This is a genomic window from Streptomyces sp. NPDC007971 (genome assembly GCF_042958635.1).
In the GTDB taxonomy this organism is placed as follows: Bacteria; Actinomycetota; Actinomycetes; order Streptomycetales; family Streptomycetaceae; genus Streptomyces.
This window is the reverse complement of the sequence record NZ_JBIBJK010000010.1, coordinates 192,529-217,441: the sequence shown is the minus strand read 5'-3', so window position 1 is coordinate 217,441 and position 24,913 is coordinate 192,529. Positions and strand designations below refer to the sequence as shown.

General features: G+C 74.1%; 25 protein-coding genes. 12 read left to right on the top strand and 13 right to left on the bottom strand.

Going from position 1 to position 24,913, the window contains the following annotated elements; genetic code table 11:
• Positions 1-126 precede the first annotated feature (126 nt).
• Positions 127-588 carry a hypothetical protein gene (locus ACFZCP_RS22670; RefSeq protein WP_391429324.1) on the bottom strand — a complete coding sequence of 154 codons (462 nt, stop codon included), beginning with the start codon at positions 586-588 and terminating at the stop codon, positions 127-129.
• A 153-nt stretch (positions 589-741) separates the two neighbouring features.
• On the opposite strand from ACFZCP_RS22670, the gene ACFZCP_RS22665 reads away from it, so the two are divergent.
• Entirely contained in the window at positions 742-1,884 is a 1,143-nt protein-coding gene (locus ACFZCP_RS22665) for a SpoIIE family protein phosphatase (RefSeq protein ID WP_391429571.1), read from the top strand.
• A 65-nt stretch (positions 1,885-1,949) separates the two neighbouring features.
• A complete protein-coding gene (locus ACFZCP_RS22660) occupies positions 1,950-3,677 on the top strand; it encodes a hypothetical protein (protein WP_391429322.1) in 1,728 nt (575 codons plus the stop codon).
• 70 nt (positions 3,678-3,747) lie between these two features.
• On the opposite strand, the gene ACFZCP_RS22655 is transcribed toward ACFZCP_RS22660, so the two are convergent.
• A complete protein-coding gene (locus tag ACFZCP_RS22655) occupies positions 3,748-4,989 on the bottom strand; it encodes an amidohydrolase (RefSeq protein WP_391429320.1) in 1,242 nt (413 codons plus the stop codon).
• Between the two features lie 162 nt (positions 4,990-5,151).
• Positions 5,152-5,337, bottom strand: a complete 186-nt coding sequence (locus ACFZCP_RS22650) for a hypothetical protein (protein ID WP_391429318.1) — start codon at positions 5,335-5,337, stop codon at positions 5,152-5,154.
• Positions 5,338-5,539: 202 nt separating this feature from the next.
• On the opposite strand from ACFZCP_RS22650, the gene ACFZCP_RS22645 reads away from it, so the two are divergent.
• A complete protein-coding gene (locus ACFZCP_RS22645; protein WP_362689025.1) occupies positions 5,540-6,883 on the top strand; it encodes a tetratricopeptide repeat protein in 1,344 nt (447 codons plus the stop codon).
• Between the two features lie 21 nt (positions 6,884-6,904).
• Here the strand turns inward: ACFZCP_RS22645 and ACFZCP_RS22640 are convergent, their stop codons facing one another.
• From ACFZCP_RS22640 to ACFZCP_RS22630, 3 genes are read right to left on the bottom strand one after another with little or no spacing between them, the layout of a single operon-like run.
• A complete protein-coding gene (locus tag ACFZCP_RS22640; protein ID WP_391429315.1) occupies positions 6,905-8,494 on the bottom strand; it encodes a transglycosylase domain-containing protein in 1,590 nt (529 codons plus the stop codon).
• Positions 8,491-9,165, bottom strand: coding sequence for a hypothetical protein (locus ACFZCP_RS22635; RefSeq protein ID WP_391429312.1), 675 nt, complete (start codon positions 9,163-9,165; stop codon positions 8,491-8,493). The genes ACFZCP_RS22640 and ACFZCP_RS22635 overlap by 4 nt, the downstream gene beginning before the upstream one ends.
• Positions 9,155-9,616 carry a sigma factor-like helix-turn-helix DNA-binding protein gene (locus ACFZCP_RS22630; protein ID WP_391429310.1) on the bottom strand — a complete coding sequence of 154 codons (462 nt, stop codon included), beginning with the start codon at positions 9,614-9,616 and terminating at the stop codon, positions 9,155-9,157. Before ACFZCP_RS22630 ends, ACFZCP_RS22635 begins: the two co-directional genes overlap by 11 nt.
• Before the next feature lie 202 nt (positions 9,617-9,818).
• Here ACFZCP_RS22630 and ACFZCP_RS22625 point away from each other — a divergent pair, with 202 nt between their 5' ends.
• Both ACFZCP_RS22625 and ACFZCP_RS22620 read left to right on the top strand, forming a co-directional pair.
• Positions 9,819-10,322 (top strand): SigE family RNA polymerase sigma factor, encoded by a 504-nt coding sequence (locus ACFZCP_RS22625; RefSeq protein WP_362689037.1) that lies wholly within the window; start codon positions 9,819-9,821, stop codon positions 10,320-10,322.
• A complete protein-coding gene (locus ACFZCP_RS22620; protein WP_391429307.1) occupies positions 10,312-11,124 on the top strand; it encodes a L,D-transpeptidase in 813 nt (270 codons plus the stop codon). Before ACFZCP_RS22625 ends, ACFZCP_RS22620 begins: the two co-directional genes overlap by 11 nt.
• A gap of 115 nt (positions 11,125-11,239) precedes the next feature.
• Here the strand turns inward: ACFZCP_RS22620 and ACFZCP_RS22615 are convergent, their stop codons facing one another.
• A complete protein-coding gene (locus tag ACFZCP_RS22615) occupies positions 11,240-12,022 on the bottom strand; it encodes a hypothetical protein (RefSeq protein WP_391429305.1) in 783 nt (260 codons plus the stop codon).
• Positions 12,023-12,493: 471 nt separating this feature from the next.
• On the opposite strand from ACFZCP_RS22615, the gene thrS reads away from it, so the two are divergent.
• Positions 12,494-13,708, top strand: coding sequence for a threonine--tRNA ligase (gene thrS, locus ACFZCP_RS22610; RefSeq protein ID WP_391429569.1), 1,215 nt, complete (start codon positions 12,494-12,496; stop codon positions 13,706-13,708).
• 220 nt (positions 13,709-13,928) lie between these two features.
• Positions 13,929-14,894, top strand: a complete 966-nt coding sequence (locus ACFZCP_RS22605; protein WP_391429303.1) for a nucleoside hydrolase — start codon at positions 13,929-13,931, stop codon at positions 14,892-14,894.
• On the opposite strand, the gene ACFZCP_RS22600 is transcribed toward ACFZCP_RS22605, so the two are convergent.
• Positions 14,891-15,238: a nuclear transport factor 2 family protein gene (locus ACFZCP_RS22600; protein ID WP_391429301.1), complete on the bottom strand. Its 348-nt coding sequence runs from the start codon at positions 15,236-15,238 to the stop codon at positions 14,891-14,893. The genes ACFZCP_RS22605 and ACFZCP_RS22600 overlap by 4 nt on opposite strands.
• Positions 15,239-15,340: 102 nt before the next feature.
• Between ACFZCP_RS22600 and ACFZCP_RS22595 the strand changes: the two genes are divergently transcribed.
• Positions 15,341-17,020 (top strand): alpha-amylase family glycosyl hydrolase, encoded by a 1,680-nt coding sequence (locus ACFZCP_RS22595; RefSeq protein ID WP_391429299.1) that lies wholly within the window; start codon positions 15,341-15,343, stop codon positions 17,018-17,020.
• On the opposite strand, the gene ACFZCP_RS22590 is transcribed toward ACFZCP_RS22595, so the two are convergent.
• A complete protein-coding gene (locus tag ACFZCP_RS22590) occupies positions 17,017-17,760 on the bottom strand; it encodes a DUF4142 domain-containing protein (RefSeq protein WP_391429567.1) in 744 nt (247 codons plus the stop codon). The genes ACFZCP_RS22595 and ACFZCP_RS22590 overlap by 4 nt on opposite strands.
• A 273-nt stretch (positions 17,761-18,033) precedes the next feature.
• Between ACFZCP_RS22590 and ACFZCP_RS22585 the strand changes: the two genes are divergently transcribed.
• Positions 18,034-18,741 (top strand): DUF6445 family protein, encoded by a 708-nt coding sequence (locus tag ACFZCP_RS22585; RefSeq protein WP_391429296.1) that lies wholly within the window; start codon positions 18,034-18,036, stop codon positions 18,739-18,741.
• A 91-nt stretch (positions 18,742-18,832) separates the two neighbouring features.
• On the opposite strand, the gene ACFZCP_RS22580 is transcribed toward ACFZCP_RS22585, so the two are convergent.
• The gene (locus tag ACFZCP_RS22580) at positions 18,833-19,567 is read right to left on the bottom strand and encodes a DUF4232 domain-containing protein (RefSeq protein ID WP_391429294.1); all 735 of its coding nucleotides are present in this window, start codon (positions 19,565-19,567) and stop codon (positions 18,833-18,835) included.
• A gap of 290 nt (positions 19,568-19,857) precedes the next feature.
• Here ACFZCP_RS22580 and ACFZCP_RS22575 point away from each other — a divergent pair, with 290 nt between their 5' ends.
• The 3 genes from ACFZCP_RS22575 to ACFZCP_RS22565 all read left to right on the top strand — a co-directional run bounded on the left by ACFZCP_RS22575 (position 19,858) and on the right by ACFZCP_RS22565 (position 22,459).
• A complete protein-coding gene (locus tag ACFZCP_RS22575) occupies positions 19,858-20,529 on the top strand; it encodes a DUF4328 domain-containing protein (protein ID WP_391429292.1) in 672 nt (223 codons plus the stop codon).
• Positions 20,530-20,745: 216 nt separating this feature from the next.
• Positions 20,746-21,411, top strand: a complete 666-nt coding sequence (locus ACFZCP_RS22570; RefSeq protein WP_362689065.1) for an SDR family NAD(P)-dependent oxidoreductase — start codon at positions 20,746-20,748, stop codon at positions 21,409-21,411.
• A gap of 109 nt (positions 21,412-21,520) precedes the next feature.
• A complete protein-coding gene (locus ACFZCP_RS22565; RefSeq protein WP_391429289.1) occupies positions 21,521-22,459 on the top strand; it encodes an MIP family channel protein in 939 nt (312 codons plus the stop codon).
• A 23-nt stretch (positions 22,460-22,482) separates the two neighbouring features.
• On the opposite strand, the gene ACFZCP_RS22560 is transcribed toward ACFZCP_RS22565, so the two are convergent.
• The 3 genes from ACFZCP_RS22560 to ACFZCP_RS22550 all read right to left on the bottom strand — a co-directional run bounded on the left by ACFZCP_RS22560 (position 22,483) and on the right by ACFZCP_RS22550 (position 24,797).
• On the bottom strand, positions 22,483-22,824 hold the full coding sequence (locus ACFZCP_RS22560; RefSeq protein WP_391429287.1) for a transcriptional regulator: 342 nt from the start codon (positions 22,822-22,824) through the stop codon (positions 22,483-22,485).
• Positions 22,821-23,285, bottom strand: a complete 465-nt coding sequence (locus ACFZCP_RS22555) for a hypothetical protein (protein WP_362689074.1) — start codon at positions 23,283-23,285, stop codon at positions 22,821-22,823. Before ACFZCP_RS22555 ends, ACFZCP_RS22560 begins: the two co-directional genes overlap by 4 nt.
• Before the next feature lie 168 nt (positions 23,286-23,453).
• Complete coding sequence (locus ACFZCP_RS22550) at positions 23,454-24,797, bottom strand: hypothetical protein (RefSeq protein ID WP_391429565.1); 1,344 nt, start codon at positions 24,795-24,797, stop codon at positions 23,454-23,456.
• Positions 24,798-24,913 lie beyond the last annotated feature (116 nt).

Genomic DNA, 24,913 nt, shown 5'->3' with positions numbered 1-24,913 from the left:
CCGCTCTCCGGTGGAGGGCTCACCCGAACGGGTGTTTCCTGGTGGGGGATGGTGGAGGGAATCACAGGGGAGTGCGTGGGCCCCGGCCGGACACCGGCCGGGGCCCACGCGCCGCGTGACGCATGCTCAGCGCACCCGGTGCCCGGCCGCGTCCTCGTGCGTGTAGTAGTGGTAGAAGACCACCGCGAAGGCGACCGCCGAGACCGCCAGCGACATGCCGATGGACCTCAGGACCGACTCGCCGGACTGGCTGTACAGGAATCCGAACGCACAGCCGATGAACGCCGTCCAGGCCAGCGCCCGCACCTCACGCCGCATGCGCGGGGCCGCGGTCAGCAGAGCCATGAGCACCACCGCGAACACGATCGCCGTGACGAACCCGAACAGCAGGTTCCAGCCGGTGATCGGACCGCCGCTGCGGCGGTTGGCCGCGGCCCAGTAGCCGTAGACCAGGCCCAGCACGACCGGCACCGCCAGCCGCGCGATCCGGTGGGTGCGCTCGTCGAAGACGTTGGGCACGGGGCCCCTGGTCACAGCCTTGCGCGTGGGCTGGGACATACCGCCGGATGCGGGTGCCGCTTGAGCCATGAGAGCACTCCTTCCTCTCCTCGCCCCCGTTTTCCAGGGCACACCTGCGGGTACCGCCTGGCAAGTCGGCCGGCAGGACGAGGAGTGCCCGGATGCGACCGGATTCCTCCCGTGCTTCCCTGAGGGAATGGAGGGCTGCCCGCCGTGACCGAGATGGAGTACCGGCGCCGGCGGCAGCTTCTGCGTGTCCGGGGGCGGAGCATCGCCTGGGTGCTGCCCCTGCTGCTGCTCGCCGCCATCGCGCTCCTGGACGTCAACACCCCCGAGCGGTTCCGGATCATCTCCTGGATCGTCCTGGTCCCCGGCATCGCCGCCGCCATCTGCGGAGTGTGGACGACGGCCGCGTTCGGCGTGGTGTCGGTGGTGACGTACGTCGCCGTGGACAGCGCCTGGCCCGGCGAGTACCAGGCCGGACTGGCCGACTTCATCCTGGTCGCGCTCGGTGGCGCCCTGGCCACGCTGGCCTCCGCCGTGCGGGTGCGCCGCGAACGGGAGAGGCTGCACATCCTCGACATCGCCGAGACGACCCGCCGCACCGTGCTGCGCCCGCTGCCGCCGAACTGGGCGGGGCTGGAACACGCGGGGGTGTACCTGGCCGCAGACGTCGACGCCCGCGTCGGCGGCGACTTCTACGACATCCAGCCCGGACCGCACGGCACCCGCGTCCTCGTCGGTGACGTGCAGGGCAAGGGCCTGGGCGCGGTCGAGGCGGCCGCCGCGCTGCTCGGCACCTTCCGGGAGGCCGGCTACCACGAGGCGGACCTGCTCACCGTCGCCGAGCGGCTGGAGGTACGCATGCACCGGCACCGGCTGCACTCCGCCTCCCTCGGCCACGACGACGCCGACCGCTTCGCCACCGCCGTCCTGCTCGGCTACCCCCCGGACGACCCGGACACGGTCGAGCTGGTCAACTTCGGCCATGAGCCGCCGCTCGCCGTCGGCCCGCACGGCCTGCGCGCCCTGCCGGACGCCGACGGCCTGCCCCTCGGCCTCGGCGACCTCGTCGACGAACCGCCCCGGGTGCACCGGGTGCCGCTGGGCCACGAGGAGACCCTGCTGCTGATGACCGACGGGGTGACCGAGGCGCGCGACCGGGCCGGGGAGTTCTACGAACCCGGCCGGGAACTGGCCCGGGCCGTGGCGGCCGACCCGGGGCTGGCCGAGCCCCGGCGCCTGGTACGCCGGGTCCGCGACGGCGTCCTGCGCCACAGCAGGGGCCACCTGGCGGACGACACGACGGTCTTCGCCATGCGCAGGGTGGGCGAAGGCCCCGTACAGGGACGTTTACGGTCCTGAGCCTCGCCCGTACGGCAGCAGCGGTTACGGTGCTGGATGGAGAGCGATCTACAGGGGAGGGGACGATGCCCGGAACCGTGCTGCTGCTGGCGGCCTCACCGCTGGGCAGGGGACGCCTGGTGGATGCGGCCGGGGTGCTGCCCGTGCTGGCCGCGGTCGCCCCGCCCGTGCTGTCCGGCACCGACACCGCCAACGTGGTCGAACTCGCCGATCCGCTGGAGCCGCAGGCCGTCCTCACCCGGCTGCGCGCCGCCGCGGCCGCGCCCGGGCCGCTCACCGTGTACATCGCCGGGCAACTGCAGCTGGACCGCCGCCAGCACCTGCCCCATCTCGCGCTGGCCCGCACCACCCCGGCCACGGTCCGCTACACCGCGCTGCCCTGGCACTGGATCCGGGAGGAGCTGAGACTGCGCTCCGCGGCCGACACCGCGCTCGTCGTCGACCTGCACGCGGATGCGGAGGCCTGGCGGCACCTGGCCGAGCGCCCGCTGGACTCGGGGCGCACCGTGTCGGTGTACGGGCGCGTTGCGCCTCCGGCGTCCGGGCGGCGGGGAATGGCCGAACCGGCGTACATGAAGGCGGTGGCGACGCTGCTGCGCAGTGGGCACCGGCCGCCGCTCGCGCAGCTGCACGAGCAGGCGCTGGTGCGGATCGCCGAGGTGAGTGCGGGGCGGGACCTGGTGCTGGCCGGTGTGGGGGGCGTCGTCCCCGGAGCAGGCGTGCCTGGAGCCGTCGTGTCTGGAGTCGGCGTTCCCGGAAGCGTCGTCTCCGGGGGCTTCGCCCCCAGCCCCCCATACCGGCCTGAACGGCCTCGTCCTCAAACGCCGGACGGGCTGGATCCGGTGGCTGTACGTCCTCAAGTGCCCCAGATGCTTCAACTGCCGGATGAAGCCGGTGTGTTGTACGGGGGTCCACAAGTGCCGGGCGGGCCAGATGCGTTGGCCGGGAGTCCGCAAGTACCGGGCGGGTCCGGCGTGTTGGCCAGTGGTCCGCAAGTTCCGGGCGGAGCACACGTGTTGGTCGGGGGTTCGCAAGTGTCCGGCGAGTCGGGCTTGTTGGCAGGTGGTCCGGAAGTCCCGGCCGCAGCAAGCGTGTTGACCTATGGTCAGCAAGGTCCGGACGGCTCAGGTGTGTTGGCGGGTGGTCCGCGAGTCCCGGGCGGGCCGGTCGGGTTGGCTTCCGTCCAAGTGCCGCCCGGGCCGTCCGGGTTGACTGTTGATCCTCAAAGGCACGGTGCATCCGGTCCGTCGGCCGGACTGCGGCAAGCTCCGGGTGGGCCGGATGTGTGCGGTGCGGGGGTTCGAGCGGACGGCGGTGCGGGTGTGCAGGCCGGGCATCCCCCGGCGTCGGGTGGGGTGTTGTCCGGTGGTGGGGATGATCCCCATGCGGCCATCAGCGTTGCCGTCCAGGGCGGGCGGCATGCGGAGGCCGACGGGCTTGCCGCCCGGTTCGAGCAGGATGCCGTGCGCGCACACGGGGCCGCCTCCGACGAGGCGTTGCACTGGTCGGAAGTCCGCGCCGATCTCGCCATGTTCGCGGGCGACGCGGTGGGCAGCTGCCGTGCCTGGCTGGGTGTCGCGGGGGTGCGGCTGGCCGCCGGGCAGGCGGTGGACGCACCTGCCGTGGAGGCGGCCGCGGACCGGGCCCACCACCAGTGGGGATGCATCAAGGACTCGGCGCGGGCCCGTGAACTCGGTCCCGCGATCGCCGAGTTGAGGTTCAAGGTGCCCGGCCGCCGGCAGGGGGCGCTGGAGAACGTCCAGCGGCACCTGCGGCAGCTGCAGCTCCAGTAGCGGGGTTCGCCCGCTCGCCGGACGGGCCGGCGCCGCAGTCCGGGCGCGTCCAGGAGCGCCGGCCGTCAGGTCATGCCACCGGCAGGAATGCCAGGGCTGCCGACACCAGCGTGCGGACACCCGGCGCGATCGTGGACAGGTCCGGCGCGAAGTGCGGGCTGTGGTTGCCCGGCACGGCCGCGAACTTCTCCTCGAAGCCCGCGCCGGGCGCCTTCTCCCACACCTCGGCCGGGGTGGTGGTCACGAACCAGTACGCGTACGGGGTCGCTCCGGGCGCCAGCTGCGGGAAGTCCTCGCTGCCCATCGCCGGGCCGGGGTCGAACACCGTGCCCGCGCCGAACACCTCGCGGTGCACGGCGGCCACCGCGGCATCCATGCCGGCGTCGTTGACCGTGGCGGGAAAGGTGCTGCCGACGATGACGTCGGGTTCGCGGGGGCAGCCGGCGGCCAGGCACTCGCCCTGCGCGATGCGCCGGATCGCGGCCAGCATCCGCTCGCGCACCTCTTCCGACTGGGTGCGCAGGTTCAGGGCGATGCGCGCCGTCGACGGAATGATGTTGTGCCGGGTGCCCGCCTCGATGCGGCCCACGGTCAGCACCGCGGACTCGCGCGCGGCCAGTTCCCGGGAGACCACCGTCTGCAGCCGGGTGACCAGGTAGGCGGCGGTCACCACCGGGTCCACGGTCGACTCCGGCCGCGAACCGTGCCCGCCCCGGCCGTGCACGACGATGTCCACGTCGGTCGCCGCCGACATGATCAGGCCCGGTGCGTGGGGGTAGAGGCCCGCGGGGCCCGGGGCGGCGTGCTGCCCCAGCAGTACGTCCGGCCGCCCGAAGCGTTCGTACAGACCGTCCGCGACCATGCGGGCCGCGCCCTGTCCGGTCTCCTCGGCGGGCTGGCCCACGGCCAGCAGGGTGCCGTTCCAGGTCTCCCGCCCGGCCGCCAGCACCGCGGCGGCACCCGCGAGCCAGGCGACGTGCAGATCGTGACCGCAGGCGTGCATCACCCCGTCCGCCTCGGAGGCGTACGGCAGCCCGGTCTCCTCCCCGACCGGCAGCGCGTCCATGTCGGCCCGCAGCAGCACGGTCGGCCCGTCCCCGTTGCGCAGCACCCCCGCGACCCCGGTGCCGCCGATCCCCTCGGCCGTCTCGAACCCGGCCTCCGCGAGCCGGGCGGCCAGCTTCCCCGCGGTGCGGTGCTCGTGCAGGGACAGCTCGGGGTGGCGGTGCAGATCGCGGTAGAAGTCCTCCAGGTCCGGGACCGGGAGCGAGTCGGTGAGGTCCAGGGCGGTGCGCGCTGCGGCAGAGGTCACGGGGCAAAGATAGGCCTCCGGCGGGACGAGGGGGAGTGTCCCGCCGGGGCCGGTCGATGCGGCCCGGGGCCGCCGCGGGCCCGCCCGGTACCGGCCGGTGCGGCCCGCCTTCGGCAAGGGCCGCAAGGGCCGGTCGAGTCCGGTCGGCTCCTGCCGGACTGCTCAGGGCCGGGCGTGCCGGACGTACGCGGTGTGCTGGGTGTATGCGGCATGCTGGGCGTACGCGGCGTGCTGGGTGTACGCGGCGTGCTGGACGGACGGCCGGTCCGACGGGGCGTCCGCCGCCCGGGCCGGGACCGCGTTCGCCGCCGTGATCAGGGCCGCGACGGCCAGCACGGCCGCGGCCACCCCCCTCATGGTGGCGGTCCCCCCGCCGGAGCGGAGCCGGGAGTGCGGGAGCGCGGTGGGGCGCCCGTGGGGGGCGGATGTGCGACCGAGCACGGCGACCTCGCAACAAAGCGACGTGTTAAACATGCTTAATCCGCCGTTTAACCTAGGGGCTGTCGGACCCTAACGGCAAGGGGCACCAAGGGAGTTGGGGGTACAGCGGATGCGGGAGAGGGACGATCCCGAGGTCGTCGGGCGGCGCGTGCAGCAATTGCGCACCGAACGCGGGCTGACCCAGCGGCAGCTGGCCGAGCCCGCCTACACGCCCGCCTACATCTCCACCCTGGAGGCGGGCCGGGTGCGCGCCTCCGACGAGGCGCTGCGGCACATCGCCGGCCGGCTCGGGGTCGCCTTCGAGGAGCTGGCGGTGGGCCGGCCCGCCCGCCTCGCCACCGATCTGAGGCTGCGCCTGACCGGAGCCCAGCGCGCCCTCGCCGACGGCAGGGCCGAGGAGGCGGCCGCGCAGTACGCCGATCTGCTCGCGGAGGCCGGGACGCACGGACTCGGCGCCGAACAGGCCACCGCCCTGCTCGGCCTCGGCGAATGCGCCCTGGAGACCGGCGGGCTGGAGCAGGCGCACGCGTACTTCGAACGGGCCGAGGAGCAGCTCGCCGGGGAGTCCCTGCCCGCCCGGGTGCCCGCCGTCCGCGGCCGGGCCGTCGCCCACTACCTCGCCGGTGAACTCCGTTACGCCGTCTATCTCCTGGAGTCCGCGCTCGACGAGCTGAACCGCGGCGGACTGCACGACCCCGACGCCCTGCTGCTCCTGTACGCCAGTGTCATCGGGCCCTACATGGACATGGGCGCCCACGCCCGGGCCGCCCAGGCCGCCGAGTTCGCCCTCGCGCTCGCCCCGCAGGCCGGCGATCCCGCGCTGATCGCCCGGATGCACCGCTCCGTCGCCCGCACCCTGCTCGCCGAGGGCCGGGTCGCCGAGGCCGACGCCTCGCTCGCCAAGGCGGCCGAGCTCTACCGCCGGCTGCAACTGCGCACCGAACTCGCCAACTGCCACTGGATGCGCGGCTACGTCTGCGCCCAGGACGGTGAACTGGAGCGCGCCGAGGCCGAATTGCGGCAGGCCCACACCATGCTCTCGGAGACCCGGGCGGCGCTCTACCGCAGCCAGGCCGCCGTGGAACTCGCCGACGTCCTGCACCGGCGCGGAAAGTCCGATCAGGCCGCGGAGCTGCTGGGCGGGGTCCTCGGCGAGTTCTCCTCCGAGCGCGGTGCCGTCCACGCGGCCGCCGCGCACCGGCTGCTCGGCATCATCGCCGAGGACGCCCGGGACACCGAGGCCGCCGAGGAGCACTACGTCCGCGCCCTCAGCCTCCTGGAGCGGGCCGGCGCCGCCGGCGACCTCGCCGACCTGTGCCGGCTCCTGGGCGACCTGCTGCGCCGCACCGGCCGCGTGGAGGCCGCCCTGGACGCCTACCGCACGGGCCTGGGCCACCGCACGGCCCCGGGCACCACGACCCTGGGACCGGCGCCGGCCCAGCCGCCCCTGTGACCTCGGGAGGAGCCCCACCGCTCACCCGCGCGCCGGGGACGCCGCCGGGGGTGCCAGGACGTCGGACCGGACCCCTGCCGCCAGATCCACGGCCGACACGGGCAGGTGGGCCGGTCCGGCCGGGTGCCCCCTGGTCGCCGGACGCTCGGCGAACACGGCGGTGGTCAGGGCGAGCCGGGGGGTGAACGCCGTCTGCCACAGGGTCCGGGTGCCGGGGCCCGTGCCCGCGCCGCCGGTGTACGTCGGCAGCGGGGGCGAGGCGGCGTACCTCGCCGCGACCGCGGCCGCGCCGGACGCCATGACCCGGTGTCCGTCCGGGGCGGCCGTGTAGACGGTGTGACCGCCCCGGGTGATCCGGGCCACCGTGTACGGCGCCGCGTAGGTGCCGCCCGCCGCCACCGCCGCGTACGCCGAGGCCACGGTCAGCGGCGTCGGCGCCGCCGTGCCCGGCAGCCGGGTCAGCGGGGCGCCGAGCCGCATCCCGGCGAGCGGCTTCAGGGCCGTACCTGCCTCCACCGCCCCGGACAGGGCGTCGTTGAAGGGCTGGTGGGCGTAGTCCGTGCCGCCGTACAGGACGCGGACCGCGCCGTCGCCCGGGACCATGGCGATCACGGCCGCGTGCAGCCGGGTGCCCCGGGCCAGGCCCATCGCGTGCTCGCGCTCGCGCACCCGCTCCGAGACCGCGTACTGCCTGCTCAGATCGAAGGTCGTACGGACCGTGTAGCCGCCGCGCGCCAGCTGGTCCTGCGAGATGCCCAGGCGGCGGGCGGCCTCCGCGGCGGCCGCGTCGATCAGGTACTGGCGCTGTCCGTCCGTGTCGCCGGGCGGGTAGAAGCGGAACGCCGGGAAGACGGCCGAGGAGCGCTGCGCGGCCGTGATGCTGCCCGAGGAGCGCATCGCGTCCAGGACCCAGCGCCAGCGCTTCTGGAGCGTCGCGGTGGCCGTCGCGTCCGAGCCCGCCCGCTCGTAGTACGTCGGCCGGTTGATGATGGCGGCGAGCGCCGCGCCCTGCGACACCGTGAGGTCCTTGGCGTCCACGCCGAAGTAGTTGCGTGCCGCCGACTCGATGCCGGCCGCGCCCCGGCCGAAGTACACGGTGTTGAGGTAGCCCTCCAGGATCTCGTTCTTGGAGCGGGTGCGGTCCAGCTTGACGGAGATCAGCGCCTCGCGGGCCTTGCGGCCCAGGGACTGCTCGGGGCTCAGCAGGGCGTTCTTCACGTACTGCTGGGTGATCGTCGAACCGCCCTGGCGTTCCCCGCCGGACAGCGTGGCCATGGCCGCGCGGAGGATCGCGCTGGGCGAGACGCCCGAGTCCGTACGGAAGGAACGATTCTCTGCGGCGATCACCGCGTCCTGGACGTGCTGCGGCACCTCGGCGAGGTCCACGTCCTGCCGGTCCACCGGCCCGCGCCGGCCCAGGTACTCCCCCTCCGTGTCCAGGAAGACCGTGCTCTGGCTCACCGTCTCCGGGTGCGGGGCGGGAATCGTCGTGAGCTCGTACGCCACCCAGACCGTGCCGAGGAGCGCGAGGAACAGCGCGAGCAGCGCCGCCAGGACCCGCCTCAGCCAGCGGCCCCGGCGTCGGCGCAGATGCACGAGAAGTCGTTTCACGAGCCCACCCCGCCCCTCGCCAGGACCTTGCCGTCCGCGCCGTACACCGTGACCCGGGTGTTCATCAGCATCCCTTTGTCCCGGGTGACGTCGAAGCGGACGGTCGCGTACCAGACGTCCCAGCCGGGGTCGCCCGCCAGCGTGAGCACGGTCCCGGGGACGCGGCCCGACGGCGTGCTGACCTCGACGCGGGCGGCCGGTCCGCCGCCGTGGTGGATGCCGGACAGCAGCAGCCGCCCGTCCGCCGCCTCCAGGCGGAGGGTGACGGCCGGGGTGTTCGAGGAGAGCCCCGCGACCGGCAGGAACTCGCCCCCGCCCTTCGGCGCCGACCAGTGCGCCCCGTCCTTCGTCAGCCACAACTCCGCCCCGGACAGCGGCCGTACGCGCTCACCGGCGGCCACCACCCGCACGGCCCCGGCGGCCACCGACGCTCCGGGCGTCACCGGCCCGGACCCGGACGCGACGGCCAGCCGCCGGCCGGCCCAGCCGAGCGGGCCGAGCACCAGCAGGCAGCAGACCAGAGCCACCGCCGCACGACGCCGGCGCCGGCGGGTGCGCCCCTCGCGCTCGATGGCGGGCAGCGGGAGGGGCGTGCGGGGCGCGTCGGCGACGGCCGAGGCGAAGGCCTCGGCCAGCTCCTGTGGCACCGGCCCGGGTTGCCTACTTCTCATCGGTCACCTGCCCCAGGGCCTTCAGCCCCCGTCGTTCGTACGACTTCACCGCGCCGACGGACCAGCCGAGCATCTCGGCGATCTCCAGCCGGCCCAGGTCCTCGCCGAGGCGCAGGACCAGCACCACCCGCTGACGGGCGGGCAGGGCGGCGAGGGCACGGGCGAGCGGGGCCCGGGGAGAGGGCCCCGTGCGGCGCGGCCGGCGGCCGAGATGGCGGCGCACCAGCATGCGCCGTACGTAGAAGTCGGTGTCGCCGCCCGGGATGCGCCGCCAGTGGGCGTACGCGTCGGACAGGGCGGTGCGCGCCAGGGCGTCGGCCTCCGCCGGGTCGCCGGTCAGCAGGTGGGCCGTGCGCAGCAGCCGCGGCCAGGTCACGGCGGCGTAGCCGCCGAACTCGGGCCGTCGGCCGGAGTGTCCGGCGCGATGGCGGGGGTGGGGTCGGCGGTTCACGTCGGCGCGTCCCCCGCCCGGGTGCAGGCCGTGCCGGGGAGGAGGGCACGGGTGGCGGGCCGGCGGCTGCTGGTTCTGGTGGTCATCGGGTTCCCCCCTGCGATGTGCTTCCATGTGCGGCGTACGGCACCTGTACGCACAGCGGGGCGGGCCGGGTTGCACGGTGTTTCGGGGAAGTTGGGGCAGCGATGGCAGGGGCGGCATGACCGAGGACGAGTTCGACGCGTTCTACGCCGCCGCGTTCCCCCGGCTGACCGGCCAGCTCTATGCCTTCACCGGGGATCATGGCGAGGCGCAGGACGTCGTGCAGGAGGCGTTCGTACGGGCCTGGGACCGGCGGCGCGAGTTCCTCGCGGACGGGGCGCCCGAGGCGTGGGTCAGGACCGTCGCGATGCGGCTCGCCGTCAGCCGGTGGCGGCGCGCCAGGCGGTGGCTGGAGCTCGTGCGGCGCAACCCCCCGCCGGAGTCCGTGCCCGGGCCCGGCCCCGAGCGGGCGACGCTCGTCGACGCGCTGCGCACCCTGCCCGAGGCCCAGCGGATGGCGGTCGTCCTGCACCATCTGTGCGACCTGAGCGTGGAGCAAGTAGCCTCGGAAACCGGGGCACCGGTGGGGACGGTCAAGGCCCGTCTGTCCCGTGGCCGCGCGGCACTGGCGCGGGTGCTGGCCCCGGGCGAGGGGGAGAGGGAGGGCGACCGTGTCCGATGACCGCGGCTACGACGCCGGCCCCGACGACACCGGGCACCCCTCGGAACTGTCCGGCGCGCTGCACACCTTGGCCGGGGAGAACCAGTCGGCCCCGGCCGTCCACGGCGCCGAGATCCGCCGCCGCGCCGTACGGCGCGGCCGTCGCCGGCGTACGGCCGTCGCGGTCGCCGGGGTCGCCGCCGCGGCGGCCGTCGCCGTCACGCTGACCGTCGGTCTGCGCCACGAGTCCGGCTCCGGCCCCGGCCGCACCACCCCGGCCACCGGCCGCAACGCGCACCCCGGCCCGCCGCCCACCGCGACACCGTCCCCCACCGCGACGCCGTCCCCCACCGCGACGCCGTCCCCCTCCCCGACGCCGACCACCATCGACGCCGTCATCGACCTCGGCCGGATGACGATGACCGTCGACGGGGAGGTCCTGCCCGTCTTCTACGGCGCGCCGAAGACTCCCGCGCCCGCGGGCCGGTTCACCGTCATCGACACGTACCAGGAACCGCCGTCGAAGACCGGGAGCGCAGGAAGCAGCGGCAGCGGCACCGGCAGCGGTGGCAGCAGCGGTGCGGGGGAGCTGACGGCTCCCTGGACGATCGAAGTGCTCGACAAGGGCACGAGCGAGCTCAAGTTCGTCATCGCCCTCGCCCACGACCCGACGGCGCCCGGCGGCCACGTCTTCACCGGCAGATGGATCGGCCTGCGGGTGGCCGACGCGAAGGCGCTGTACTCCCGGCTGCACAAGGGCTCGGTGGTCGTGGTGAGGGGAGGGACGCCGACGCCGGGGGCCACCCCGTCGCCGACGCCCTAGGAGGGTGTCCGACGGGGCGTCGTCCGGCTGGACCGCGGGCGCTCGGGTACGGAGCGGGTAGGGGCGTTCGGGCGTGGTCCGGAGCGTGGCGCGGGCGACGGCGCCCGAGCCCGGGTCACACCTGGACGCGGCCCTGTCTGCGCACGTCCGCCAGGCGCAGCGCGCCCACCTGGACGGCCGCCTGGGTCGCGTCGTTCGGTACGTCGCCCAGCCCGCCGTTGGTGAGCGCGAAGGCGTCCTGGCCGACGCGGACGGCGGCCACGTCCATCGTCAGCACGATCTGCTCCCCGTCCTCCGTGGTGGTGGCGAGGACGACGCGCAGCCCCTGGCGCACGTCCCCGACCTCCGGCAGCGGGGCTTCGCCGACCTGGACGTCCTCGATCAGGCCGGTCTCGGTCTTCGCCGTGAACCGGGCGCACTGGGCCGGCATCGTCCGCAGCCAGCTCAGCTCGGCGTCGACGTCCGCGGGGCGGCGCGCCCCGATCTGGTAGCGCAGCTGGGCGTCGGTGTCGGCGTCGTCCAGGCCGACGGCGACGCGGGCGGGGCCGCCGAGGAGTTCGTCGGTGTAGAGGGTGTCGAGCAGGCGCTGGCACTCACCGGCCGAGGTGGTGGCCTTCAGGAGGCTGTCCCGCCAGGTCGCCGCTCCGCGCGTCGCGGACCAGGGGGCGCCGAGGTCGGACTCGGTGAGGAGCGCGGCCCGGGCCTGGCCGTCGGTGAGCGCGGCGGCGTCGCCGCGGGCCGACGTCTTCGGCGCGGCCGAGGGCGAGTCGATCGTCGGGAGGGGTTGCTGTGCGGTCGGCGGGTGCTCCAGGCCGAGGGTCGCGCAGCCGGTGAGGGAGAGGAGGCCGGCGGTGAGGGCGGCGAACGGGCGGACGCGGGTGCGTATCGCAGCGGTCATCGGGGTGCCTCCTGGGCGGGGCTTGGGGGGTGCCTGCTCTCACGGCACCACCGCCCGCTCCCGCCCACCAGCGCTCCGGGCCGTCCGGGTGAGGGGCCGCGGGGGCGGCGGGGGCCAAGGGGGTGAGGGGAGGAAAATCCGTGGCCCGTGCGAGGGCGGCGCTGTTACGGTCGCCGCATGCAGCGCGCCCAGCAGTGCCCGAAGAGCACGACGACGCCGGAGACCGTCCCGGCGCGCTGACTCCTGACCCAGTCCGAAGCCCCGGGGCGAACGCCCCGGGGCTTCGGTGTGTTCCGGGACGTTCGCCTCCCTCACCGAGGAGCCCCCCCCGTGAACGACCCGATGCATGCACGCAACAACCCTGTGCGCGAAGCCAGGAACGGCCCCGTGGCCGATGCCATGAACGACCCCGGGGGCGAGGCCATGAACGACCTCGGGGGCGACGCCATGGGCGACCCCATGAACGGCCGGATGCCCGACCACCGCCGTCTGGGCCGCGAGCTCGGCCTGTTCGACACCGACCCGCTCATGGGCGCGGGCCTGCCCTACTGGCTCCCCGACGGGGCCGTCGTGCGCCACACCCTGGAGGAGTACGTCCGGGAGGCGGAACGCGCCGCGGGATACCGGCACGTGTACTCCCCCGCGCTCGGCAAACGCGAGCTGTACGAGATCTCCGGGCACTGGGACCACTACCGCGACGACATGTACCCGCCGATGAGACTGGGCGCGGAGGAGGTCGTCCTGCGCCCCAGCCTCTGCCCCCACCACGCCCTGGTCTACCGCTCCCGCTCCCACAGCTACCGCGAACTGCCCCTGCGCATCGCCGAGCTGGGCACCATGTACCGCGCCGAACGGTCCGGCGTCCTCGGCGGCCTGACCCGTGTGCGCGCCATCCAGCTGAACGACGCGCACATCTTCTGCACCCCCGACCAGGCCGTCGACGAGGCCCGCGCCGCCCTGGAGCTGATCGCCCGCGCCTACGCCGACCTCGGCATCGAGGCCGTACGCCACCGCCTCTCGCTGCCCGGCGAGGGCGGCAAGTACGTCGCCGACCCCGGCCTGTGGCGCCGGGCCACCGCACTGCTGAGGGAGGTCCTCGCCGAGAGCGGCGTGGCGTACGAGGAGGTCGAGGGCGAGGCCGCCTTCTACGGGCCCAAGATCGACGTGCAGATCGCGGACCCGGCGGGACGCGAGTCGACCCTGTCCACCGTGCAGATCGACTTCCACCAGCCCGCCCGCTTCGACCTGCACTACATCGGCGCCGACGGGGCCAGGCACCGTCCGGTGATGGTGCACCGCAGCATCATCGGCAGCGTGGAGCGGGCCGTGGCCCACCTCGTCGAGTCCCACGCCGGGGCCTTCCCGGCATGGCTCGCGCCCGTGCAGCTGGTCGTGCTGCCGGTCGGCGAGGACCAGGTGGAGCCGGCGGCGGCGGTGGTCCGCCAGGCCGTCTCCCGGGGGCTGCGCGCCGACCTCGCCACCCCCGCGCAGGGCACCCTCGGCGCCCGGGTCCGCGCGGCCCGCCTGGTCCCGTACCAGGCGGTGATCGGCGAGCGGGAGGCCGGCGCGGACCTCGCGGCCGTACGCCTGCGGGACGGGCGGCGCCCCGGCGCCCTGCCCGTACCCGAACTGCTGGACCGGATCGCCGAACGGGTGGCGGCACGGGGCACCGCGCTCTGGACCTGATCCGGTGCCCGGCAGGCACCGTCTGCCCGTGATGGAGCGGCGTCCGGTGCGTGCTCCGGGGGTCCCCCGGCCGAAGGCTGGGGGAGTGCCGTCCGGAAGTCCTCGTACTGGATGTACTCGGGCTTCCGGCCGGTGCGGCGAGAGGGCGTGCCGGGCGTCGCGACGGGGCGAACGTTGCCTGTGGGGGCACTAGGGTCGGTCACGACGGAAGGAGTCCGCCGTGACCGGACAGCCCATCCCCGTGATCATCGACTGCGACACCGGCGTCGACGACGCCCTGGCCCTCCTCCTCGCCGTGCGCCACCCGGGCCTGGACCTGAGGGCGGTGACCTGTGTGGCCGGGAACACGGACGTCGACGGGGTGGTGCGCAACACCCTGACCGTGCTGGAACACGCGGGCGCCCCCGGCATCCCGGTGGCGCGGGGCGCCGCCCGCCCGCTGATCGAGCCGGCCCGCTCGGCCCGGCACGTGCACGGCGCGGACGGCATGGGCGACCTGGGCCTGCTCGCGTCGACCCGCGCCCCCGTCGACGTGGACGCGGTGACCCTGCTGCGCCGGGAGATCCTCGCCTCCCCGCGCCCGGTCACCCTGATCCCGACCGCACCGCTCACCAACATCGCGCTGCTGCTGCGCACCCACCCGGAGGTGACCGGGAACATCGAGCGGATCGTCTTCATGGGCGGCGCGGTCGCCACCGGGAACGCCACGCCCGTCGCCGAGTTCAACGTCTGGCACGACCCGGAGGCGGCGGCGGTCCTGCTCACCGCCGGGGTGCCGATCACCATGTACGGGCTCGACGTGTTCACCCGGGTCGTCGTCCCGGGCGCGGACGTACGGCGGCTGCGGGAGAGCGCGGAGCCGGGCACCCGGCTGGCCGGCGAACTGCTGGCCCACCGCCCGTCCGCGCCCGACCTCGACGGCGACGACCCGGCCGGCGGCCTCGGCGACGCGGGCGCGGTGTGCGCGGTCGCGGACCCGGAGGGCCTCACCACCCGGCTGCTGCCCGTCGAGGTGTCCCTCGCCCCCGGCCCGGCCCGGGGCCAGACGATCGTGGACCGCAGGCCGCGTCCGGGTGAGTCCGAGATCCACGAGGGCGCCCGCGAACAGGCCCTGGTGGACGTGGCGCTGGACGTGGACGTGGACCGGTACGTGAAGCTGTACCTGCAGACCGTGGAGCGGCCCTAGCGGCTGCCCACCCTGCCGCCGAAGAACACCTGCACCTCCCGGATGAGGCCGTCGCGTACGGTGATCGCCTCGACGTTGCGGTACCGGTCGCCCGTCGTCAGCTCGTACTCGTAGTGGGCGAGGACGAGTTCGTCGTCGGCCATGGTGACGTGCAGCATCCGCTGTTCCCGGAGCCGGTCGGCCGTCGGGAAGCACCGGTCGAAGAAGGCGGCCTTGCCGATGTGGTCGTCCTGCGGGCTGGTGAAGGTGAAGTCGTCGGCGTACAGGGGGCGGGCCGCGGCCCGGTCCTGCGCCAGGTAGTGCCGGAACGCGGCCTCGACGGCGTCTGCCGGACTGTCGGTCATGCGGCCACCGTACGCCCGCGCACAGGGCGAAGGTTCCCTTTCCGGGCAAGGTGGACAGAGTCAGCGGTGGACCCACGCTCGTCCCGTCCGAAGGGAGCCCGCATGGCAGACCTCTCCTCCCGCAACCCCGACTGGTGGCGCCAGGCCGTCATCTACCAGGTCTATCCGCGCAGCTTCGCCGACGCCGACGGCGACGGTCTCGGCGACCTGAGGGGCGTCACCGAGCGCCTCGGTCATCTCGCCACGCTGGGCGTCGACGCCCTGTGGCTCAGCCCCTTCTACCCCTCCGAACTCGCCGACGGCGGCTACGACGTGGCCGGCCACCGGGACGTCGACCCGCGCCTGGGGACCCTGGACGACTTCGACACGCTGGCCGCCGAGGCCCACCGGCTCGGCCTGAAGGTCGTCGTCGACATCGTCCCCAACCACACCTCGCACCGGCACCCCTGGTTCCGGGAGGCCCTGCGCGCGGGGCCCGGCTCCGCCGCCCGTGACCGCTACGTCTTTCGCCCCGGCCGCGGCACCCACGGCGAACTCCCGCCCACCGACTGGCAGTCGGTCTTCGGCGGCAGCGCGTGGCGGCGCACCCCCGACGGCGACTGGTACCTGCACCTCTTCGCCCCCGAACAGCCCGACCTGAACTGGGCGAACGAGGAGGTCCGCGCCGACTTCCGCACCACCCTGCGCTTCTGGTCCGACCGCGGCGTGGACGGCTTCCGCATCGACGTCGCCCACGGGCTGGCCAAGGACCTGACCGACCCGCTGCGGGACGTCGCCGGCCTGGGCGCGACGGGTGAGGAGGCCCTGAAGCGGGTGGCGCCCGGCACACACCCCTACTGGGACCGCGACGAGGTCCACGAGATCTACCGCGACTGGCGCAAGATCTTCGACGCCTACACCCCGCCGCGCACCGCCGTCGCCGAGGCCTGGGTCCCGGACGCCCGCCGTGCCCTGTACGCGCGCCCGGACGAACTCGGCCAGGCCTTCAACTTCGAGTACCTCCAGGCCGGATGGGATGCGGACGAGCTGCGCGAGGTCATCGCCGGCTCCCTGGCCACCGCCCGTACCGCAGGCGCCTCCGCCACCTGGGTGCTCTCCAACCACGACGTCGTGCGCCATGCCTCCCGGCTGATGCTGCCGCCCGGCGCCGACGACAACGCCTGGCTGCTCTCCGGCGGCCGGACCCCGGCGGTCGACCCGGAGTCGGGCCTCGGCCGGGCCCGGGCAGCGACCCTGCTGATGCTGGCGCTGCCCGGATCGGCGTACGTCTACCAGGGCGAGGAACTCGGCCTGCCCGAGGTCGCCGACCTGCCCGCCGAACTGCTGCAGGACCCGGTCTGGGAGCAGACGGGCCATGCCCGCAAGGGCCGGGACGGCTGCCGGGTGCCGCTGCCGTGGACGACGACCGGACCGTCGTACGGCTTCGGGCCCGGCGCGGCCTGGCTGCCCCAGCCGGCGTCCTTCGCGCCGTACGCCGTCGAGGCACAGGCCGGCACCGAGGGCTCCACCCTGGAGCTGTACCGCACGGCCCTCAGGCTGCGCCGCAAGCTCCTGGAGGGCGAGACGCTCACCTGGACGCCCGGCGCCCCGCCCGGGGTGCTGGACTTCGCGCGCACCGACACCTGGCGGTGCGTCACCAACCTCACCACCCGACCGGTGCCGCTGCCGCCGGGCGAGGTCCTGCTGAGCAGCACCCCGTCGGCGCCGGCGGGAACCCTCCCGCCGGACACCACGGTCTGGCTCGCCCCGCGCCCGGCCGTCCGACCGGGAGGCTGCATCTAGCCGGCGGTGGGGGTCGGGCTGGGGCCCGGTGAGGCGTTGCCGCCGGCGCCCGAGCCGCCGGCGATGCCGTTGATGTCCACCGGAGTGGAGGTGGCGTTCGGCGGCGGTGTGAGCACCACCTCCGGCTGGCCCGCGGGCGGAGGCGGCGGGGTCAGGTCGGAGGAGGGCAGTTTCGGCGGGGTGGTCTGCTGGAAGAGAGTCTGGTCGAAGTCGACCAGACCGGTCCTCTCCATGACCGTGATGTGGTCGAGCACGGTGTCGTTGGCCTGGTCGGCCAGGGCGCGCACCAGCGAGTTCTTGGTCGTGGACCGGATCTTCGCGACCGTGTTGAAGATCGAGCCGTGGGTCATCCGCAGGATGTTGGCGAAGTCGCTGTCGAACTTCTTGCCGCCGTCCGACTGCAGCGTGTTGACGAAGCCCTCCTGCTGGGGGCTTGCGATGTTGGGCAGCGTGATGTTCAGCATCGGCGCGATCTTGCGGCACGTGGTGTCCAGTGCGGCGTGTCCGTCGACCAGGTGCTTGCTGGCCTCGATGACGCCCTTCGTGGTGCCCTTCTGCAGCCCCATCTGGCCCACCGGGTACTCCCACAGCCCGGCCGCCCGCACCTTGACCACGAAGTCCCGGTCGGACTCGGTGAGCGGTCCCCACTGGGTCTGGGCGATGACCCGGTCCGGCGAGGTGGAGACGGTGCTCACCCCGAGCATGCTCGGGTAGACGAGGGCGGCGAGGGTCAGGGCCATCGCACCGCCCACGAAGAGAGTTCCCGTCGCGTTCCGCGAAATGCGCACCGTGACTCCTGTCCGGTCGTGGATCCCGCCCGGAGGCGGATGGGACGCACAGCAGTACGGATGCGGAGGCGATTCGTATCGGTGATCCGGGTAAAGATTCGCCGGGGCCGTCGTCCGGGCGGGTGCGGAGGACCGGGATCCACCGGGCGCCGCTTGGGCGGCCGTTGGCGAAAGGTTGACCATTCCTCGGGAGCAGGAGGGGGTACGCAGGCCTAGATTCGCCGCATGCCCCCACAGCCCCCGCCCAGAAGGCCCGCCTCACGCCCGCCGGCTCCCGCCGCGCTCCCCGTCCTGCCCTACCGCAAGCCCACCAAGGGCCGCGACTACTGGGTGCTGGACGACGTACTGCCGGACGTCGACGCCGTGCGGACGAGGTGTCTGGCCAAGGACGACTGGGTCGAGGGGTATCCGTACACCTCCGAGACGTGGCCCGGACTGCGCGCCATGCCCGGTCTGGAACCCGGTGAACTCGCCCGCATCGAGCGGCTGGTGAAGAAGGCGACCGGGGCCGGGGAGCTGTGGGTGCAGCAGGCGCCCGGCGGCGGCACCCTCAACCACAACTGCGTGCAGGTGGTCGGCGAGGGCGAGAGCGAGCCCCGTCCGCACACCGACTCCCGCGCGCTGTGCCGGTATGCGGCCGTGCTCTACCTGAACCCGCACGTCCCCAAGGACTGCGGCACCAGCTTCTACCGCCAGTCGCTGCCCGGCGGCCGGCTCGGCGGCAACGTCGTGCAGGCCCCGCACAACAACCTCGTCGAGGCCCTCGGCACCCGTTTCGTCGCCCCGGACGCCTTCGAGGAGGACGTCCGCGTCCCGCACCGGTACAACCGCCTGCTCCTCTACAACGCCAACCTCGTGCACAGCGCGACCGGTTACTTCGGCAAGGAGCTGGAGGAGAAGCGCATGACGGCGGTCTTCTTCTGGATGGCCTGACCCGGTCCGCCACCGCCGGCGCTGGTGGCGGTGCACCGGGGCATGCCGTGGAGGGTCCAGTACTCGTCGCCCGGCCGGGTGACAGCAGCCGTCACTTGCCGACCGGGCCGACGAAGGTGCCGGGGTGGGTGGCGCCGTCCTGCTTCAGGACCGCCCCGAACCGCCAGGGCAGGTCGTAGGAGGTGCGCTGGTTCGGCGCGGTGATGACCACGGTGGTCGGCTGGAACGGGGCGGAGTCGCCCTTCTGCCATGCCAGATAGGTGATGGTGAAGTGGGCGGACGCGCCGGCGGCCACGGTGACCGGCTGCGGTGTGGTGCCCGAGCGCTGCAGGGACCACTGCTCGCCGCCGTTGACCAGGTCGACGCCCGGGAAGCCGTACAGGGCGCAGGCGTGCCCGCTCTTGTTGGTGAGCGCCACCACGGCCTGCTTCTGGCCGCCGCCGGAGGGCGCCGCCCGGGTGCCTGCCCAGGAGTAACCGAGCTGGGAGGCCTGGCAGGAGGGCGTCGAGCCCGCGGCCGCCGGGCCGCCGGCGGCCGCGCCGGTGCCGCCGTTCTTGCTCCCGGTGGTGCCGGCCGAACCCGCGGAGGACGAGCCGCCGGAGGACGAAGCACCGGAGGACGAGCCGCCGGAAGCCGAGCCGCCGGAAGCCGAGCCGCCGGAGGCCGGCGTCTGCGAGCCGGCGGGTGCCGGGGAGGCGTCGCCGGAGACGGACTTCGGCGCGCTGCCGCCGCCGTTGCAGGCCGTGAGCATCGCCATCAGGGCGGCGGCACCGGTCAGGGCCAGGGCGCTCCGGCGAAGGCGAAGGTGCACGCGACGGTTGGGCATGGGGTCCCCCAGCTGTGGTGTGGTGGTGTTCCGGACTTCGGTCCGGCTCTGTGTCGGACAACCCATTTGATGTGGCCCTCCGGGCGGAAGTTCGGAGATTGCTGTCACGGGGGCGTCCCGGGTACGTCACGTCCGTAACGAGGAGCGTGCGCCGGCGAACCCGCCCGAGCAGCAGTGTCGACCGGCCTTCGGTCCCGCACATACGGGGAAGCTCCCTTCGGGGGAACGAGGGGCCGCACAGCGCCGGGACCGGCTGGCGAGTGCGGGCCGGCGTGCGCCACGATGGGCCGGTGAACGAAGAGATAGCCGAGCATGCGGACCGGTCCGTACCGCCCCTCGCCCTGCGGCCCGTTCGGGTGGCGGAGCGTCTGACCGTCGGGGCGTTGTTGCTCGCGGGCCTCGGGTGGGCCCTACGGGGTGTGTGGGAGATCAGGCTGGCCATGGCGGGGGAGCCCGCCTCGGGACCGCCGGACCAGGGGGAGGGGGTGCACCGGCCGCTCAACGCGCTGGAGGACTCGTACCACCTCGTCAGCTCGTTGGGGGGCGGCCTCGCCCTGCTGTGTGCGCTCCTCTTTCTCTCCTGGCTGTGGAGGGTGCGGGACAACGCGCAGACGCTGTCCGGGCAAGCGCCCAAGTACGCCGGGATCTGGGTCCTGCTCGGGTGGATCGTGCCCGTCGTGAACCTGTGGTTCCCGCGCGGGATCGTCGCCGACGCGTACCGGACCACGGCGCCCGGGCGGAAGCTGCCGGCCTGCGTCAACGTGTGGTGGGGGCTCTGGCTGATCGGGATGCTCAGCGGGGTCGGGTTCGTCTACTCGGACTCCACCGACGAGATCATCGCCCGCGCGTACCACGAGGTCTGGCCGCTGCTCCTGTCCGACGCCGCGGTCGTCGGCGCCGCCGTGGCCGGCGCGTTCGTCGTCCGGGCCGTCACCGCCGTACAGGCGGAGCGGATCCGGTAGGAGCAAGGTGCGGTGGCACAGGGCGTGGGCGTGGGCTCCGGGGCGTGTGCGGCGCCGTCGTCGTACGACTGGCGCCGTGCGGCACCGTGCGACGAGCGCCCAGCGGCGTCCTGCGACGGGCGCCGGGCCGCGTGCGGGTGCGGGTGCCGTGCGGCGTGCGGGTCACCCGGAGGCGTGCGGGTGGTGGCGTCCCGCGGCAGGGGCAAGGATTTCCCCATGAGCACGATTGCCATCGTGGGCGCTGGGCCCGGTCTGGGCGCCGCCGTCGCACGCCGGTTCGGGCGGGAGGGATTCGGTGTCGCCCTCGTCGCCCGGGACCGGCAGCGGCTGGACGACCTGGTGGACGAACTCGCGGCCCATCACGTCACGGCGCGCGGGTTCCCCGCCGACGTGCGCCGGCCGGAGCAGCTGGCGGCCGCCCTTCAGGCCGCGGCCACCGCGCTCGGGACCGTGGAGGTGCTGCAGTACAGCCCCGTCCCGCACCGGGACTTCATGCGGCCCGTGCTGGAGACCCGGCACCGGGACCTGCTCGGGCCGATCGAGTTCTCGGTCTACGGGCCGGTGGCGGCGGTGCAGCAGGTGCTGCCGGGCATGCGCGCGCTGGGCCGCGGGACCATCTTCTTCGTCAACGGCGGGTCGGCCGCCGTACCGCATCCGGACCGGGCCGGGACCTCCATCGCCTTCGCCGCGGAGAGCGCGTACGGGCATCTGCTGCACGACCGGCTCGCCGCCGAGGGGATCCATGTCGCGCAGCTGGTGATTCCGGGGGCCATCACGCCGGGGCACGTGCGCAAGGACCCTTCCGCGCTCGCGGACACCCTGTGGGGCATGCACCAGGACCGGCACGGTTTCCGGCACTACGCCGACGACCTGGACATCTGACCGCGGGCGCCGGGGCGCCCGGGCCGGAGATCGCGTCGTCCTGCGTGAAGAGAGTTTATGCGCCAATATGGTGATGTTGGCCGCATAGCTCTCTATCAAGGGGGCCTCCATGGCTGTCGAAATCCCTTCGCTCATCAAGCCGTCCCGGTTCAGAAGCCGGGGCGGTCTGCTGGGCGAATGCACGGCGGAGTTCCTAGGGACCTTCGTCCTCATCTCCTTCGGCTGCGGCGTGGTCGCGATGGCGGTCGCGGCACTGCCCGGCTCGGGCCGCGCGGCCACCCCCACGACGATCTTCCTCGCGGCCGGCGACTGGCTGCTGATCGCATGGGGCTGGGCCCTCGCCGTCACCTTCGGCGTGTATGTGGCCGGCGGCGTCAGCGGTGCCCATCTCAACCCGGCGGTGACCGTGGCGATGGCCGTGCGCCGCGGGTTCGCCTGGGCCAAGGTGCTGCCGTACATCTTCTCGCAGGTCCTGGGCGCGTTCGCCGGGGCGGCGCTGGTCTACCTCGTCTACCACCATGCGATCAACGCCTACGACCATGCCGTGACCGGGCCGAAGGTGAACGGGCACACGAACGCCACGTTCTCCATCTTCGCCACCTTCCCGGCCCCGTACTTCCACGGCGGCGTCTGGGGTCCCCTGATCGACCAGATCGTCGGCACGGCGTTCCTGGTCATGTTCATCGTCGCTCTCGTCGACCTGCGCAACCAGGCCGTCAAGGCCAACCTCGGCCCGCTGCTGGTGGGCTTCGCGGTCGCCGCCATCGGCATGTCCTACGGGGCCAACGCCGGGTATGCCATCAACCCGGCCCGCGACTTCGGCCCGCGGCTGTTCACCTGGCTGGCGGGATGGGACAGCCTGGCCTTCCCGGGCAGTGTGGCCGGTTCGTTCAGCGGCTATTGGTGGATCCCGATCGTCGGGCCGCTGGTCGGTGGCGTGATCGGGGTCCTGGTCTACGACCTGTTCATCGGCGATGTGCTGGTGGTGCGCCAGCAGATGGCCGAACTGCCCGAGCCCGGACGCACGCGGCCCGTCGAGGAGGAGTGAGGAGCGGCGCGGGCCGGCACCTCTCAAAGGCCCGGCGGATCGCCCGTCTCCGCTCCCGCCCTGCGGGCCGCCGACGCGATCTCCTCCAGGGCCGCGAGATGGCGGGCGAGCGCCCGGCGGCCCGAGAGCGTGAGGGCGGCCCAGGTGCGCGGGCGCTTGCCGAAGTAGCCCTTGCGGATGCTGACGTAGCCCGTCTTCTCCAGGGCGGCGAGCGTCTTGCTCATCGTCGAGTCGGACACCTGGCAGTAGTCCCGCAGGACGGCGAACTCCGCCTCGCCGCACGCGGAGAGGTAGGCGGCCAGCGCCAGCCGGGTGGGGTGGTGGAGTTCGCGGTCCAGGGCGGGGGGCTCGGGTGTGCAGGTCATGCCGACGCCGTCCCCCTCGCGCGCAGCAGGTGCTCCACGCCGCCGGCCAGGCCGAAGGCCACCAGCCAGCCCGTCGTGCCGTAGGGGATCGCGGCCAGCAGGCTCACGGCGACGGTGGCGAGGGGCAACAGCCAGCTGCGCCAGGCCCACCGGCCCAGGTCGCGCCTCCGTTCGAACCAGCGCGTCACCCCGCCGTGGTGAGCGCCGAGCCAGACCAGGGCGAGGAAGGCGATCGCGCTCAGCAGCGCGCCGGTGGCGAGCCAGGGCGCCCACTGGTGCCGGCGGTCGGCGAGGCCCAGTGCCGTGAAGGCGGCGGCGAAGGTCAGGGCCTGGCCGACGGCCCAGCCCCGGGGCCTGGTCCGCCGGTCGCTCGCCGCGCGTGCCGCGGCCCGCGCGGCGCATGCGGCGTCGAGCGCGTCCTGCGCCCGCCGTACGTCCATGGATTCCCCCGTGCTGTCCACGTTGCCGCCTCCTGTGCGCGAGGGGCGGCCGGTCGTGCCGCCCCGTGTACCGTCAGCATGGAGAATACTTTCCAAGAATGCAAGTACTTTCCGCGTGCGGACCAGGGCTTGGCGGGCCGGGCGGAAGAACAGGTCCGGGCCGTCGTCCACAGGGTGTGGACCGCGCCCTCACCAGCCGGTCAGCAGCAGATGGTTGAGGAGCAGGGCCAGGACCGCCTGGGCGGTGAGCCAGAGCCGTGGACGGGGCAGATACGCGCACGCCGGGAGCAACCACATCGCGAACGGCAGCCAGATGCGCTCGGTCTCCGCCTTGCTCATCCCGGACAGGTCGGCGATCAGCAGCGCCAGCAACGCGGCGGCGACGAGCAGGGCGAGCCGGGTGCGGGCGGGTGAGGCGCGACGGGTGAGGGCGAGGGCGGTGCGGTGCAGCCCGGCCGCCGTCGCCAGGCCCGTGATCAGGGCCGTACAGGCCAGGTTGGCCCACACCCAGTAACCGTAGGGGCGGGTGCCGCCGATGCCCTGATAGTAACGGGTCACCAGCAGGTGGTACGCCGTCCACCAGTCGAACCCCGCGAGCGTGAACGCCAGCGGCACGACGGCGAGTCCGGCGAGCAGGGCCGCGAGGAGCGCCGGGCGCGCACGCACCTGGGCCCGGCCCAGGAACAGCACCACCGCGCCGGTCAGCGCGATGAGCGTGAGGCCGTACGACAGATAGCAGGTCAGGCCGAACAGCAGACCGGAGGCGGCCGCGCAGGGCAGGGAGCTGCGGGTGACCGCGAGGGCGAGCAGGGCCACCGACCAGGCGGCCACCGCGGCGAAGTACGCGTCGGCCGACGTGCCCAGCCAGACCGCCGCCGGAGCGAGCACCAGGAACGGGGCCGCGCGGCGGGCGAGCGCCTCGTCCGCAAGGGCCCGCACCGCGACCAGCACCGCCACGCAGGCCGTCGCGCCGACGATGATGCACCACATCCCGGCCCAGCCCCCGCCCCGCAGCCCGATCCGGTCCAGGAGGACGAAGGTGAGCGTGGCACCGGGCGGGTGACCGGCGACATGGGCCGGCCAGGGACTCGGGGTGCCGTCGACGATGTGGTGGGTGAAGTCGCGCAGGGCGGCCGGGATGTCGTGGAAGCGGCCGATCACCCGCAGGTACTCCTCGCGCCTGGTGAGGCGGGTCGCGACGCCCCACTGCCAGCCGTCGACGAGGGCGAGCGACAGGATCCAGGCCGTCGAGGCCGCCCACGACACCGGGAGCAGGGCGCGCCAGGACAGCCGGGCGGCCAGCGTCGGCCCGTACGCCACGCCGGCCGCCGCGAGGAGGACGGCGGCCGGGGTGCCGGGACCCACGTGCGGGTCCCAGTCGGCGAACACCGGCGGCCAGCGCACGAACAGGGTGTGCCGGGTGAACTGGATGTGGCGGCCGACCAGCACGGCCACCGTCACGAGCAGGGCGGCGGCCGCGGCGGCGTACAGGTCGCCGCGCAGGGCCCGTGCGGCGGGCCGGGAGGGGGGCACGGCGGACGGGGCGTGCGGTGCGTCGGGGCGGGAGCGGATCACATCGGCACGCTAGGCCGCATGGCCGCGCGGGAGTCGTCGTACGGGCCGGACGTCAGCGTTTCGTCATGGGTTGC

Bases quoted from the DNA above. Each gene is read 5' to 3' on its own strand.
- ACFZCP_RS22670 (WP_391429324.1), bottom strand. From the start codon at position 588: ATGGCTCAAGCGGCACCCGCATCCGGCGGTATGTCCCAGCCCACGCGC.
- ACFZCP_RS22665 (WP_391429571.1), top strand. From the start codon at position 742: ATGGAGTACCGGCGCCGGCGGCAGCTTCTGCGTGTCCGGGGGCGGAGC.
- ACFZCP_RS22660 (WP_391429322.1), top strand. From the start codon at position 1,950: ATGCCCGGAACCGTGCTGCTGCTGGCGGCCTCACCGCTGGGCAGGGGA.
- ACFZCP_RS22645 (WP_362689025.1), top strand. From the start codon at position 5,540: ATGCGGGAGAGGGACGATCCCGAGGTCGTCGGGCGGCGCGTGCAGCAA.
- ACFZCP_RS22635 (WP_391429312.1), bottom strand. From the start codon at position 9,165: ATGAGAAGTAGGCAACCCGGGCCGGTGCCACAGGAGCTGGCCGAGGCC.
- ACFZCP_RS22625 (WP_362689037.1), top strand. From the start codon at position 9,819: ATGACCGAGGACGAGTTCGACGCGTTCTACGCCGCCGCGTTCCCCCGG.
- ACFZCP_RS22615 (WP_391429305.1), bottom strand. From the start codon at position 12,022: ATGACCGCTGCGATACGCACCCGCGTCCGCCCGTTCGCCGCCCTCACC.
- thrS (WP_391429569.1), top strand. From the start codon at position 12,494: ATGCCCGACCACCGCCGTCTGGGCCGCGAGCTCGGCCTGTTCGACACC.
- ACFZCP_RS22600 (WP_391429301.1), bottom strand. From the start codon at position 15,238: ATGACCGACAGTCCGGCAGACGCCGTCGAGGCCGCGTTCCGGCACTAC.
- ACFZCP_RS22595 (WP_391429299.1), top strand. From the start codon at position 15,341: ATGGCAGACCTCTCCTCCCGCAACCCCGACTGGTGGCGCCAGGCCGTC.
- ACFZCP_RS22590 (WP_391429567.1), bottom strand. From the start codon at position 17,760: ATGGCCCTGACCCTCGCCGCCCTCGTCTACCCGAGCATGCTCGGGGTG.
- ACFZCP_RS22585 (WP_391429296.1), top strand. From the start codon at position 18,034: ATGCCCCCACAGCCCCCGCCCAGAAGGCCCGCCTCACGCCCGCCGGCT.
- ACFZCP_RS22580 (WP_391429294.1), bottom strand. From the start codon at position 19,567: ATGCCCAACCGTCGCGTGCACCTTCGCCTTCGCCGGAGCGCCCTGGCC.
- ACFZCP_RS22570 (WP_362689065.1), top strand. From the start codon at position 20,746: ATGAGCACGATTGCCATCGTGGGCGCTGGGCCCGGTCTGGGCGCCGCC.
- ACFZCP_RS22565 (WP_391429289.1), top strand. From the start codon at position 21,521: ATGGCTGTCGAAATCCCTTCGCTCATCAAGCCGTCCCGGTTCAGAAGC.
- ACFZCP_RS22560 (WP_391429287.1), bottom strand. From the start codon at position 22,824: ATGACCTGCACACCCGAGCCCCCCGCCCTGGACCGCGAACTCCACCAC.